The 14,091-nt window shown below is 37.0% G+C and carries 13 protein-coding genes; 6 read left to right on the forward strand and 7 right to left on the reverse strand.

Annotation, left to right across the window (positions count from 1 at the left end; all coding sequences use genetic code 11):
* The first annotated feature begins 310 nt into the window (after positions 1 to 310).
* From ACFSCX_RS24100 to ACFSCX_RS24115, 4 genes are all read left to right on the forward strand, one after another.
* The gene (locus ACFSCX_RS24100) at positions 311 to 2,428 is read left to right on the forward strand and encodes a peptidase M6 (RefSeq protein ID WP_377930808.1); all 2,118 of its coding nucleotides are present in this window, start codon (positions 311 to 313) and stop codon (positions 2,426 to 2,428) included.
* A gap of 641 nt (positions 2,429 to 3,069) precedes the next feature.
* A complete protein-coding gene (locus tag ACFSCX_RS24105) occupies positions 3,070 to 4,500 on the forward strand; it encodes an alanine/glycine:cation symporter family protein (RefSeq protein WP_377930809.1) in 1,431 nt (476 codons plus the stop codon).
* A gap of 447 nt (positions 4,501 to 4,947) precedes the next feature.
* A complete protein-coding gene (locus ACFSCX_RS24110; protein ID WP_377930810.1) occupies positions 4,948 to 6,846 on the forward strand; it encodes a bifunctional diguanylate cyclase/phosphodiesterase in 1,899 nt (632 codons plus the stop codon).
* 361 nt (positions 6,847 to 7,207) lie between these two features.
* The gene (locus tag ACFSCX_RS24115; protein ID WP_377930811.1) at positions 7,208 to 7,786 is read left to right on the forward strand and encodes a CBO0543 family protein; all 579 of its coding nucleotides are present in this window, start codon (positions 7,208 to 7,210) and stop codon (positions 7,784 to 7,786) included.
* A 187-nt stretch (positions 7,787 to 7,973) separates the two neighbouring features.
* On the opposite strand, the gene ACFSCX_RS24120 is transcribed toward ACFSCX_RS24115, so the two are convergent.
* The 7 genes from ACFSCX_RS24120 to ACFSCX_RS24150 form a co-directional block, all read right to left on the reverse strand.
* On the reverse strand, positions 7,974 to 9,374 hold the full coding sequence (locus ACFSCX_RS24120) for a bifunctional metallophosphatase/5'-nucleotidase (protein WP_377930812.1): 1,401 nt from the start codon (positions 9,372 to 9,374) through the stop codon (positions 7,974 to 7,976).
* A gap of 129 nt (positions 9,375 to 9,503) precedes the next feature.
* A complete protein-coding gene (locus ACFSCX_RS24125; RefSeq protein ID WP_377930813.1) occupies positions 9,504 to 9,803 on the reverse strand; it encodes a spore coat protein in 300 nt (99 codons plus the stop codon).
* 14 nt (positions 9,804 to 9,817) lie between these two features.
* On the reverse strand, positions 9,818 to 10,015 hold the full coding sequence (locus tag ACFSCX_RS24130) for a hypothetical protein (protein WP_377930814.1): 198 nt from the start codon (positions 10,013 to 10,015) through the stop codon (positions 9,818 to 9,820).
* 17 nt (positions 10,016 to 10,032) lie between these two features.
* Positions 10,033 to 11,169, reverse strand: a complete 1,137-nt coding sequence (locus tag ACFSCX_RS24135) for a zinc-dependent alcohol dehydrogenase (protein WP_377930815.1) — start codon at positions 11,167 to 11,169, stop codon at positions 10,033 to 10,035.
* A 17-nt stretch (positions 11,170 to 11,186) separates the two neighbouring features.
* Positions 11,187 to 11,555 carry a spore coat protein gene (locus ACFSCX_RS24140; protein ID WP_377930816.1) on the reverse strand — a complete coding sequence of 123 codons (369 nt, stop codon included), beginning with the start codon at positions 11,553 to 11,555 and terminating at the stop codon, positions 11,187 to 11,189.
* 14 nt (positions 11,556 to 11,569) lie between these two features.
* Positions 11,570 to 11,815 (reverse strand): spore gernimation protein GerQ, encoded by a 246-nt coding sequence (locus ACFSCX_RS24145; protein WP_377930818.1) that lies wholly within the window; start codon positions 11,813 to 11,815, stop codon positions 11,570 to 11,572.
* A gap of 235 nt (positions 11,816 to 12,050) precedes the next feature.
* On the reverse strand, positions 12,051 to 12,671 hold the full coding sequence (locus ACFSCX_RS24150) for a CBO0543 family protein (RefSeq protein WP_377930819.1): 621 nt from the start codon (positions 12,669 to 12,671) through the stop codon (positions 12,051 to 12,053).
* Between the two features lie 499 nt (positions 12,672 to 13,170).
* Between ACFSCX_RS24150 and ACFSCX_RS24155 the strand changes: the two genes are divergently transcribed.
* Positions 13,171 to 13,629, forward strand: a complete 459-nt coding sequence (locus ACFSCX_RS24155; protein ID WP_377930955.1) for a DinB family protein — start codon at positions 13,171 to 13,173, stop codon at positions 13,627 to 13,629.
* A gap of 144 nt (positions 13,630 to 13,773) precedes the next feature.
* Positions 13,774 to 13,977, forward strand: coding sequence for a DUF2975 domain-containing protein (locus ACFSCX_RS24160; RefSeq protein WP_377930820.1), 204 nt, complete (start codon positions 13,774 to 13,776; stop codon positions 13,975 to 13,977).
* Positions 13,978 to 14,091 lie beyond the last annotated feature (114 nt).

A 14,091-nucleotide genomic window follows, 5' to 3' on the forward strand; every position in this document is an offset into this window, starting at 1 on the left:
AGAGGGGCCAAAAAGGGTCTCTCTTTTTAATTATTTCTCCATTACACCCACATATTGGAAGGTTTTCGTATGGGCAAATTCTTGTCTATCAAATAGTTATAAAAACCTAGTAAGTATATAGGTTTTAAAGAATGAATGTCGAATTTACTCGAAACTATAGGAAATAAGACAGATTAAACTTTTGTAAATTATAAAAAAATTGTCGAAAATTCGACGTGAGTTTGGTTGCGTGACAATTGACACAATATTCAATATGTTATGATATTTCCGCAATATTATTTTTATAAGAAATAAGAGAGGAGATTTGTGAATGAATAAGAAAAAATGGCTATCTGTTCTATCTACCAGTGCGCTAGCTTTATCTTTATTAGCTCCACTAGCAACTCCGGCATCATCTGTGAATGCTTCTACTACAAGTCCGAATTGGGATGTAGAGCGATATGGGGACCGTATTGATATTGATGGTGTGCTAAATCAGCTTTCTCAAGATGAAAATTATTTAAAGCAAGCTGAGGAAAAGTTGAAGGTGCAAGCGAGTGAGATTAACTTCAACGAAGAGGGAAGCGAGAACTCTAACAGTGGAGACAGCAGCTTCACATATGATGGAGGCTCTAGATTCTTCTTGGACAGAGATCTTGCATTTAAGGAATTCACGCTCAGAAGTGAAGGAGAGAATGTGGAAATCTGGGTGGCAAACGACCTTAGCTTCCCAGCAGGTGATCCTCGTCCAGCCCATGTTGTAACACAAGAGCAGGTGGACAAGCTGCGTGATGAATTCGATTCCAATATATATCCAGTAGCAACTGAGTTCTTTGGTATGCCAGATGTTCATGATGGATCACATTCACCACTTGTTGATATGGGATATGTTCCAGAAGGCTATTATGAAACGAGTGATAAAATTGTCATGCTTGTAGACAACATTAAGGATGACAACTTTAATGACCCAACGTATCCATTCTTTGTTGCCGGATTTTTCTGGGGAACACTAGAAAGCTATATTGACAGAAATATTATAACAATTGATACAAATAATTGGGAAGAACGCTTAGAGAGCACGTTCTTCGCAACGACGATTCATGAGCTTCAGCACTTAATTCATGCTGATAATGATGGTGCTGAGGAAACTTGGTTAAATGAAGGGATGTCCACATTCTCTGAGTATCTAGGTGGGTATGGACACGGTGAAGGTTCGATTAATTTCTATTTAGATCATCCAGAAAATTCACTTGTGAACTGGGATGAGCACCGTGTAACAGAAACAGGTCCAGAAACGATTGCGGATTACGGTCAAGTGTACCTGTTTACCCTTTATTTGTATGACAAGTATGGAAAAGAATTTATACGCCAGCTTGCAACAAGTGATATTGTTGGGATGGAAAGTGTAAATAAAGTGTTAGCAGACTTTGGGGCTAAAGAAGATTTTACGAAGGTTTATCAAAACTTTATTACCGCTCTAGCCTTAGATGATGGATCAGGTGGAGTTTACGATTTTAATAGTATCGATCTTCGTGACCTATCCGTAGATAGTAACGGAACAAAACGCGGGTTAACGGTTAACTATGATAAAGCACTTACGTATGAAAAAGAAGGTGTTCCTGCTTGGGGTGGAGACTTTAAAGTATTGGACTTTGAAGACAAAATTCGCAGCATTTCCTTTGATGGAGTAGATTTCTTACCTATTCCTTGGCAGTCCGTTCAAGATCCGCTAGGTTCAGGAAACCAAGTATTATGGAGCAATTCATCAGATGAGGCAGACAATGCACTTATCTTTGAAGCAGATCTATCGAGTGTACCAACCGCTACCTTAACGTTTGATCACTATATTGATATTGAAGAGCAGTGGGACTTTGGAGTGGTTCAAGTGTCAACCGACAACGGTCAAACGTGGACATCTCTAGCTAATGAAAACACTCGTTCAGATGTCGTGGCAGAAGGATATCCAAAAATTAAGGAAAACGTTCCAGGCTTTACCGGTCACTATGAAGACTGGCAAACAGAACAATTTGACTTAAGTCAATATGCGGGTCAAAAAGTACTTGTTTCGTTCCGTTACTTAACGGATTGGGGTTATACTGATTCAGGATGGTTTGTAGATAATATTGCAATCCCTGAAATCGGCTATAGTCAAGATGGAAATTCGACAGATGCCTTTATGTCCATGAACGAGTTGCTTGGTCAATTCGTTGAATATACCGTAACTTTTATTAATGAAAAGGAAGTCGGAAATAAAAAGGCTCCTAAATACAAAGTCATTACAGTTGATCCGTTTAACGTGACGGAAGAGGACGCACTTCAATTACGTCAACTATTCCAAAACGGGAAAAACTATATGATTACGTCATATGCTGCACCAGCGAGTGACAAAAACCCGGTTGATTTTACGTACGAAGTACACCTAAAAGAAAAGGGTAAAAAGAAGAAGTAATTAAAGAATGAGCTAGACATTCATTACGAGTGTCTAGCTTTTTTACATATATAAAAGAAGGAAGAACTTGTTTGTTTTTTGAAATGAACAAACCTATATGATTTCCATCTTATGCAAACTAATAAACATGTACCAATAACTTCCACGATCAAAAGTTGTCAAAAATTTTGGTTCGACTTCAAATCCATGTATGAGTTCTTAAAAGCTTGTAATACATGCTTTCTTCATGTTGTAGTTATACATTTATGTTTAATTAAAGATATATTAAGAAAATATAAACTCACTCTAATCAAAAGGTGAAAACTAGTTGTATTCATCACTCTTTAGGTGCCTTTAAACAGGATGAATCCTTATGTATAATGCTTTGGATAGGATAAAACAAATGGAAGGGTACTAGTAAGCTACCTTGCTATAGTATAACGATCTTTTAAGGAGATAGTAGAAGTTCTTTTTGTTTAGTACGCATAAGTAGGTTGAAATTGAAATCTCCGAAGCAAAGTGCTGGAAATATTTTAAATTATATGTTAATATTATCTATTTTTACACTTTGTTAAAATAATGTTGACTCCAAGGTTGATTTTTTAGATAATTCTTATTAGTTAAGCGTTTACAACAAATTTCGACAACAGGAGGAGCTGGAGATGGAATTTATACATGGCTTAATTGGACAAGCTAATACTTTACTATGGTCTTATATACTAATAGGGCTTTTACTAGGGCTAGGATTGTACTTTACAATCAAAACAAGGTTTGTACAACTTTTTAAAATGGGTGAAATGTTCCGAGTATTGAGAGATAAAAATGAAGGGATACGAGGAGAGAAATCAATCACTTCATTACAGGCATTCTTTATTGGGGCAGCGACTCGTATTGGAACAGGAAACGTAGCCGGTGTGGCGATGGCTATTGCTCTAGGTGGACCAGGAGCGGTTTTCTGGATGTGGATAGTAGCCGTTTTAGGTGGGGCTAGTGCCTTTGTTGAGAGCACATTAGCTCAAATTTACAAGGTAAAGGACAAGGTAGGATTTAAAGGTGGACCTGCCTATTATATACAAAAGCAATTAGGTGCTAAATGGTTGAGTTCCATTTTTGCCTTTAGTATCATTCTATCTTTTGGATTAACATTTAATGCCGTTCAAAGTAATACAATTGCAGCAGCGTTTACGAACTCTTTTAATGTAAACGGAGCTGTAATAGGAGGAGTATTAGTAGTATTAACAGCTGTTATAATATTTGGTGGAATCCAACGTATTGCTAAATTTTCGGCTATCATCGTTCCAATCATGGCAGTTTTTTATATTATATTAGCAGCAATAGTCGTAGTTACAAACATCACATCCGTTCCAGCTGTTCTCTCTTTAATCGTGAAAAGTGCGTTCGGATTTGAGCAAGTATTAGGCGGTGGAATTGGAGCAGCCATTATGATGGGAGTAAAGCGTGGTTTATTCTCAAACGAAGCAGGAATGGGAAGTGCACCAAATGCAGCTGCAACAGCAGTAGTGTCTCACCCTGCAAAACAAGGGTTTGTACAAGCCCTAGGAGTTTTCTTTGATACAATCATTGTGTGTACAGCAACAGCCTTTATTATTCTTCTATCAGATGCTTATACAACAGGTTTACAAGGAATTGAATTAACACAGGCATCAATGGCTGAGCACTTTGGAGGATGGGCAAGTATTTTCGTAGCGGTAGCAATCTTCATGTTTGCATTCAGTTCAATTATTGGGAGCTACTATTACGGTGAAGCCAATATTGAGTTTGTAAATAAGAGTAAAGCAGGTTTACTTGTCTATCGTATAATCGCTCTAGGATTTGTTATGTTTGGAGCGGTAGCAAGTCTACAAATTGTTTGGGATTTTGCTGACCTGGCCATGGCAATTATGGCATTAATAAATCTAATAGCTATCGGTATTCTTGGGAAATTTGCATTTAAGGCTCTTGATCACTATTTAGAGCAACGTAAACAAGGGTTAGACCCAGTTTTTTATGCCGATGACATTCAAGGACTAAAAGGTGTTGAATGCTGGCAAACTCCGGATAAAGAGCAGGCTAAAAAAGTAGCCAATATATAAGACGAGGATACAAATGTAGAAGTTTAATAAATTGGTAATGAATGGTAGGTATTATCCAATAAATACACAAAAGTGAAAAAGATAATAAGCCTGAGGATAAAAAAATAACCCCAGTATGTGTACTGGGGTTATTTTTTTATTACCTCATGAAAAACGTTGATTTGGCTTTAGAGAAATATAAAAGGTAGAGAGTAAATTAAATCCTTTCATTTTTAGGTTTACTATCTTTTAAACAGTTCAATAGAAGTTGTCAAAAAATGTCGAATAAAGTAGAATAAAGTAGAATGGTGATTAAACACTGAATATTATATGAATAATTTTATTACATTCCAGCAAGAGCGTCTAACGGGAGAGTTATACGTGTTTTATATGGAGACAAAGCTTTCAACGGATAAATTAACAGAAAATTCGCTTAGAATAAGCCATGATGAAGGGGGGGAATAATAGATGAAATACAGGGGAAGAATCTACACATTTTCAGCAGTACTGATTTTTGGAATGTATATATTTTTAGGGCATTACTATCTTCACGAACTAGATTCTTTTATTCCATTCCATGAACCTATTATGCTCACAATCGGCCTCTTCATTTCATATGTACTCGGGAGAAATTTTGATATAAAAACATATAACCATGAGAAAAAACTCATAGAAAAACAATTAGAATTAAAAAAACTAAATGACCAACTCTATCATGTATTTCACAATGTTGATGCGGGAATTTGGATATTTGATGTCCAAGAGGAAAAAATCCAAGTTTCTTCAGGAACAGGCAAAATATATGGCGTAAATCCAGAAGCGTTTTCGAAGAATATTACGTTGTGGAAAGAAGTTGTACACCCCGAAGATGTAACGATTATAAATGAAATAGAAGAAACCCTTAGTGCTGGGCAAAGTAGTGTCTTTGAATATCGTATTATACGTCCAAATGGTGAGGTTCGCTGGGTGGAAGCTCGTTCAACTCCTACATTGGATGAAAATATGAACGTATCCATAGTATATGGTGTCGTTTTTGATATTACCGATAAAAAAGAAACAGAAAAAGAAATTGAATATATGGCTTATCATGATATGTTGACTGGATTGCCTAATCGATATATGTACAACCAATATCTAGCTAAATCCTTAAGTCGTTGCATACGAAATCATAGACAATTGGCGATCATGTTACTAGATTTAGACCGTTTTAAATTCGTGAATGATACGATGGGTCATGAGTTTGGGGATGTTTTACTACAGCAAGTATCCGAGAGATTAGTGAAAAGTGTTCGTGAGGGTGATTTAGTCGCACGCCAAGGAGGCGATGAATTTATCATATTGATGGAAGAGGTTAATGAGACTCAAGTTAGAGAAATAGCAGAAAAAATCTTAAATAGTTTTAGTACACCTTTCACCTTAAATGAGGAGGATTTTTTTACGTCTCCAAGTATTGGAATTAGCTTGTTTCCCGCAGATGGACAGAATATTAACACCTTGATTAAACATGCTGATACCGCTATGTATCTAGCCAAGAAGCGTGGCAAAAATAACTATCAGTTTTATATACAAGAAGATCAGAATATCCTAGATCGAAAAACAAGAATAGAACAAGGTTTGAAAAAAGGACTCTATAATAATGAATTTTACCTGCAATATCAGCCTAAGGTTAACTTGGAAACGGGTGAAGTATATGGCGCGGAGGCACTACTCAGGTGGCAACACCCAGAACTTGGTGTAATATCCCCAGTAGAGTTTATTCCGATTGCTGAAGAAACGGGAATGATTATTCCTCTTGGTAAATGGATTCTAAGAAATGCATGTAAACAAAATAAAAGTTGGCAACAATCTTTTGGTAGTAGGATAGAAATGGCAGTAAATATTTCCTCTTTACAATTTGAAGACAGCCAATTTATAGAAACTGTAAAAGAAATTCTAGAGGAAAGCCAATTGTCACCTCAATATTTGGGACTAGAGATAACGGAAAGTGTCATGCAAAATATCGATTATTCTTCTTGTATCATTCAGGAGTTGAAAAATCTTGGGATCAAAATATCCATTGATGATTTTGGTACTGGCTACTCATCATTGAGTGTGTTAAATCAGTTACCGATTGATGTCGTGAAAATCGATAAATCATTTGTAAATGAGATTATGACAAATTCTAATACGGCATCATTGGTAAAAACGATTATTGAGATGGGAGATAACTTTAAATTTGATTTAGTTGCAGAAGGTATTGAAAATAAACAACAGGCAGAGTTCTTAATTCAAAATGGTTGTCAATTTGGCCAAGGGTATTATTATAGTAAACCACTTCCAGCTAATGAGTTTGAAAAATTATATTTTAAAAGCTCCATGTCGGATTAATTGAGGGAATTTGGACGTTTCGTCCATTTTTTTTTGTAAGTTAGGAAAGTTACAGGTGTTTAGTTTATATACTGTTACTCTAAATCCAGCTCTAGCGCCCAGCCAAGATGAAATGGCGACGATCTTTGCCAGTTCATCCTACTCGAGGGGGAAAAAGAAAAATCCTTTTTTCCTTGATCAAATAACCTGTTTTGAATAAAAGGAAAAACCACTTTTTTTTCGAAACAGAACATTTGTTCTACCTGAGGCTAAACGGGGCGCATGCGCCTTTTGTTCCAAAAATGATATAAAAACGAGGATACGGAGCAACATCAATGGATATCTTATTATCATGTACTAAGCAAAATAAAGGATGGTTACCTTGGCAGATCGTAGACTGGAGCATTTTAATAAGGCAGTAGAGCTTCGAAAAGAGTCGACTGAAGCCTTTTGGGAATATTGGCATGAGTTTGCTATTTATACGAGTCTAGAATTTTGGATCATGGTTTCGATACTTGTCGTTCCACTCATCATTTTGTGTTTCAAAATTGATAAGAGTAAGATCTTCTTAATTGGATTTTTTGGTTACAGTATACATGTGATTTTTGCATACACGGATAGTTACGGAATAGGCGAAGGGCTCTGGAATTATCCATTTCAAGTAATTCCAGCTTTGCCTAGTTTATCGTTAGATTCAAGTCTTGTACCGGTTGCGTTTATGCTCCTCTACCAATGGTGCTTACATCATAAGAAGAATTATTATATGTATGCCGTGATCCTATCTGCAGTATTTTCCTTTGCCTTTAAACCCATCATAGTCGCAATGGGAATGTTTGTGATGTATGAGAAGATCAACTATCTCCATCTATTTATCGCCTATGTTGGTGTAGCCTTTTTAGCAAAGATACTGACAAATGTATTTCTATGGATGGAGAAAAAATTTAAAAAGCCAGCATCGTGATGCTGGTTTTTTGTTAAGTTAAGTTTCTGGTGTATAGTTTATACAATGTTACTTGCTAAATCCAGCTCCAGCACCCAACTAAGACGAATCGTTCTGTTTGTGATTCGTAATCTTTTGTCTCGACAGATTTTACTCTTCAAAACGTTTCATTACTATCGCCTTCAAATTTGTTTGCTATATCTTTTTGCTAGACAAAAATGCTTTCTTTATAACTTCTTAGATACTCAATAAACACATCTTTAATCATCACTGATTTGCCAATATCGAGCATTTTACATCCTTTCACAGAAGGATATCCGCAAACCTCTTCATACAACATCGGTGTACCAGTTCCAACACGATATATGTTCTCTCTTAGTAGCGGTTTACCGTGTATTTTTATGTTGAAAATATTACCGTGCTTGTGTTCCCAAGTTACTCCTGAGAATCCCAACGTTCCAAACGCAATGCCGTGTGGTCGGAATCCATTTCCGTATATCTTTTTTGAAATAATCTCATCTTTATAGCTATCAATAATCAGACCTTCTATTTGTTGTCCAGTCAATTCAATTAATACAGGTGAATGCATGCTTTTACATAAGTCAAAAATGGCCCCTTTTGTGATTGGTCCATGCTCCAAACCCCCAAGAGCTGCTCCACCATACATCACTCCAATATCCGCATTCCAATAATCCTGCACTCCACTAGCCATTAGAGTAATCATTTCCTTATGCGTAAGGGGATGATCAAAGCTACATAAAACTTCAGACATAAATTTTCTAGTTTGTTCTCGTCCCCTTTCAACTATCGATAACATATCGAGATCTACTTCTAGCTCATCTGAAATTTCTATTAATTTGCCATTATAGGTATCTATTTTTCTATTCGTAATGTCGTACTCTAGGCGGAGTTCCCCAACGTATCGTCCATGTGAACCTGCCTGTACAATTATGACATCTGATACAACGATTGGTTCTTCCAGTATAGTGTGGCTATGAGCACCAACAATTACATCGACGATACCACTTAATCCTTTTGCTAGTTCTAAGTCTGTATCATACCCCATATGTGAAAGATAAATGATTAAATTTGCACCGTTTGCTTTTAGCTGGTAAACTGCTGATTTTACAGAATCTAATGTATCACGGTTTAGAAATTCATGCTTATTTTCATATAGATCTCCATATTGGTCAGTAGTTCCTACCATTCCAATTTTTAAATTGTCCCCTATTTCTACTATATGATATTCCTTTGTACCACCTATAGGAGTACCATCCTGTTCAACTAAATTTGCTAGTAACCAAGGGACTTTAGATTCAATGCTAAGACTGCGAATTAATTCAGGTGTTGATCGTAACAACTCATTATTACCAACAGACATTGCATGATAACCTAAATTCTGAATCATTTCCAAGTGAATTCGTCCTTGTGTAGCTAAACATTCATTGATACTCATATCCATATGGTCCCCACCATCTACTAATAGATAATGTTCATTTTGGGCTTCTAGCTCTTTTATCCGTTTTTTTATATAACCTGCTTGCCTAATTAATTGATCATAGCTCCCATGAAGATCATTTGTATGTAAAAGTGTAATGTTTTTTTTCATTGAATCTTCCCCTTGCATGACGAATGGTTTACTTATAACAATCCATATTATACCAGATTAGTAGTATGGAAAAACTCTCTATATACAAAAAAGGGGAACAGTTATGACTCACTGTTCCTCAATCCATAATTATAAAGTCGGCAAATTCAGTGCTGTATCTATGTTTTGCAAATTTAACTTGATTTGCTCGTCTGTATTCCAAGCATGATACCAGCCTTTTTCCGTCATATAAGTGGAGATTTGTTCGTGCATATCAAGGGCTTCTTCTAAATGACGGATAAGGATTTCTTTTACTTCTGGTGTACCAGCTTCAGTAACGGCCATCGCGTAATTTCGAACACCACTTTTTGCAGAGATAAGTAGGTCCATTGCAATAACTTGGTCTGTTAATACATTCATACCGGTTAAGTATTCGATTATTGCATTCATGTTTCATCATCTCCTCATTCGTGCTTTGCTTTGGATAAGATAGAAGAAAATTCTTTCAGCTGCCTAGTCGAGATATCAACATCTTGCTGCATAATGTCTTTTAGCTTCTCATCTGATACGAGAGCTTTCATTGTTTTTGACTTGGTCAAACAAAGCGTCTTAAATGCAGCCATTTCCTGTACCTCAAGCACTTCATGTAATCCATAATTCATATAATTGCCTCCTTCGTTTACGGCTTTAACACAACTTTTATACAATTATCCATTTTCGTATCAAAAATTTCATAACCATGCTTCGCTTCACTTAGTGGAAGAACATGACTTACCACATCACCGGGGTCAATTTTTCCGGTTGTCACTAATTCAAACATATACGGCATGTAGTGAATGACAGGTGCTTGTCCAGACCGGATATTGACGTTTCGTTGCATAATATCTCCTAGCGGGAAGCCATTGTAACGGCCGCCATAAATGCCTGTGATTTGAATGGTTCCACCTTTTCGGACGGCTTGTGATGCCATAATAATCGGATTTAAGGTACCGCCTTGAAGTCTCATTCCACTAGCAAGAAACTCTAAGTCGTTCATTTTGCCATCCATCCCGACAGCATCAATCACAACACCCGCCCCGCCCTTTGTGATTTCCTTTAGGTGATTGCCGACATTTTCGAAGTTTTCAAAGTTTATGATTTCTACATTATTTGTCCGTTTTGCGTGCTGTAATCTATAGTCTACATAATCAACCGCAATGACGCGCTTTGCTCCTTTAAGCCAGCAGAACTTTTGGGCAAACAAGCCAACAGGACCACATCCAAGAACGATAACAGTATCTCCATCCTTAACACCTGCATTGTCCACACTCCAAAACCCAGTTGTCATAGCATCAGATATAACACTAAGTTTTTCGTCAGGCTCTTCACATGTTTCAGGAATTTTAAAATGAGTAAAATTAGCAAACGGTACTCTTAAATATTCTGCTTGGCCACCAGGATAACCACCTGTATTTCCTGAATATCCGAAATAAGCGCCCATTTCTCCATTATCATTCGCATTGTCGCACTGGCTCTCTAGTTGACTTTTACAGTAAAAGCATTCGCCACATGCAATATTAAATGGGATGATGACGCGGTCCCCCTTTTTCACCTTTGTCACTTCTGGCCCGACCTCTTCAACAATTCCCATAGGTTCATGACCAATCACATAGTCTTCTTGGAGGTTAGGGATTAAGCCATGGATTAAATGTAAGTCAGATCCGCATATTGCGGTACTTGTTACTTTCACAATCATGTCATCTGGTTTTTGGATCTTTGGATCTTCAACTTCTTTCACGACGACATTTTTGACGCCTTGATAGGTTACAGCCTTCATCTCTTCAACCTCCCATGTTAGTGTTCATCAGGTGTCCGATCAAACATGCCTTTTCGATTTGTTTCACCAGGGAATAGATTCATGTTACCAATCATCCTTGTATTTTTTGCAGAAAGCTGATCAAGCTTGTACTGTTCACGTAGCTCATATGGATGGAACCATTTTTTTTCGATCATAAGCTCAGTAATTTCTTGATGCATCGCAATTCCTTGCATGAGTTGCTTCCTCAAAACGGCTCTAAGATCAGGTGATGCAGTTTCGGTTAAGGCCACAGCAATATTTCTTACTCCTTCTTTCGTGCGAATGAGAAAATCCACAGCAAAGGTTGTATCAGCAAGCTCGGGCATATTTAGGGCATTGATAGGATCTAAATAATCTTGGTTCATGAGTTTCCTTCCTTTCAATTAATAATCGGCGTGGGGCGGCTTTCAGGAACTGGTGCTTCAAAAGGTGAACGTTTATAGATTTCCTGCAGCTCAGCAAGATCCTGTATGGATTGTTCTACATCCTTTTGCATTAGTTTTTTTAGATCTTGGTCAAAAACAAGTCCTTGCATTAACTTTGACTTTGCAATACAAAGTGTTTTGAAGTTTACAATCTCATGTAGGTCGACCGACTCATGTGCGGCTAATGTTTGTTTGTCCATTTCTTGGACCTCCCTTACTGTAAATTGCTTTTGTTATTTTCCCCTTTGCAGCTGGTTACACTACTGAGAATTTTTTCAAGTAACATAAAGTCCGAAAATGTCCCCGAAAACGAGCTTCCTGGATGTTGGGCAGGTGATTCACCCCAAAATGTCCAATGGGATCACAATCGCGGACCTTTCAGAGGACGTTGGGACAATGTCCAAGAGCTCTTTTTATTCGAAATCCTTTAACGCCTCAGCTCGTACTGTCATGAAATGTATGGGTGGGGGTAGTGACTTTATTTACAATAAATAAGTGAAATACTCGAACGATCATCGAAAGAATGAAAAACCAAATAAACGAAATAAGATGTGACCATGGTATGCTTCCATTAAGAAACCGAAGCATGTGAAAGTGTTCAAAAAAGGGCTCGATCACATAGGAGAAAACAGCAGCCACTATCACTGAGAGAATGATAAAATTTGTCCATCTTCTACTATATTGATATAGAAGCATATAGGTGACTGGGATAACGGCCATATCTGCAGGAACTAAAGGTGGCATTAAATGCGTGAGTTTAAGCGGGTAGGCCCATATGCTTAATGAAACGCCAAGAACATCTAGAATCGTCGCAATCACTAACCACCAAAAGCCAAAGGTCATAATTTCAAAAAAACGTGTTTTATCGACAAGAATCCACCAAATAACCCATGGGATTATCGTAGAGAATAAAAGAAACCACCACTGCCAAGAGAATAAGACATTTTCAGACCAGTACGCATGCTCTAGCTTATTTAGGATTTCTCGTGTCGCTTCAATCTCATTGTAAGTGGATGAGTTTAATAAACTTAACTTGTATATGAGCGAATCGTTCATTCACTTTTACCCCCCTTATAACATGGTCTTACCTATAGTTTTTGTCATTTTAATAAAATCAAACAAAAATATGTAAGAATGGTAAAAAAACCTAATGCTTGTTGAATTTATTACTCTCATTTGTTATTCCTTTGAAAAAGGGAGCCACATAAAAATGCCAATAATTGGTAATGTGAAGACTTACTTAGATTAGGTGGCAATAGGAAGTCGGGTACAAACATGTAGTTGTACGACCTATACATTGTAAGGAAAGAAAACAAGAAAAAGGGCAGAACTGATTGTATCAGTTTGCCCTTTTATTATCATTAATTACCATTGTTCAAACACCTTATAGTAGTGCTCAGTTAAATTATACCATATGCACCTTACTATTTTCAGTCTTGTTCTTCTTTATTTTCTTGGTAGTCTTAATAGAGCAAAGAAATGGAGGAGATGATCGTTGGATTATAGGGTAAAGGAAAGAGAAGGTTTTGATGGGAGAGTCGGAGAGCTTGTTTCCATGCTGGAGTATTCACGAGAGATATTATTGGATGATATAAAAGGTTTGGATCAGGGGGATTTAGATTATATAGCGTATGAAGGTGCTAACTCGATTGGTGCTCTGTTAGTGCATATCGTAGCAATTGAGTTTGTTCATCAAGTGATTACCTTTGAAAAGAGAGATCTAAATGAAACCGAACTTGCCTATTGGGAGTCCGCTTTGTTTCTAGGTGAAAAAGCAAAAGAGGCAATCAAAAACAAACCGATTGAATACTACGTAAACCTATTAAGTGAAACTCGGGAAACAACATTAGCACTTTTGCGCTCACAAAAAGAAGAGTGGTTATTTGAGGAACATAAATGGGAGAATGGTGTTACTCATAATTATTACTGGCTCTGGTATCATGTCATGGAGGATGAAGTTAACCACCGTGGGCAGATTCGAATGATTAAGAAGATGCTGTTCAATACGCCATAAAAGATTAACGTGAAAAACATCTCTTAGGCAAAGAGATGTTTTTTGGTTGAAATAATTTAAATTTATTGTTTTAAAATTAATAATTTTTGATAAACAATATAAAAATATTTAAGATAGACGTAACAACGGATGGTGAGGTGCTTTATGAAAAAAGGAACGACTACATTTTTGAAAGCGGCTATTATAATCATTGGCTTTTTCGTGTTTGCTTTGTGCATCTGGGTGCCAGGGTTAGCGAGAAGCGCAGCAGAGCTGAATCCAGAGTATCCGTATTTAAAGATTCCGGTACTCGTCGGCCTGTACATTGCGGTGATTCCATTTTTTCTTTCTTTATACCTATTTGTTTGACTACTAGGAGGGGTACTAATGTTTAATAAGAAGGTTAGAATTTATGGAATGATGATGACCTGTTTTGCCAGTGATTTTTATTTATTTTGATATAGACAGTCACAGGGAGGGGGA

This window comes from Bacillus salitolerans, from assembly GCF_042680805.1.
In the GTDB taxonomy this organism is placed as follows: Bacteria; Bacillota; Bacilli; order Bacillales; family SA4; genus Bacillus_CJ; species Bacillus_CJ salitolerans.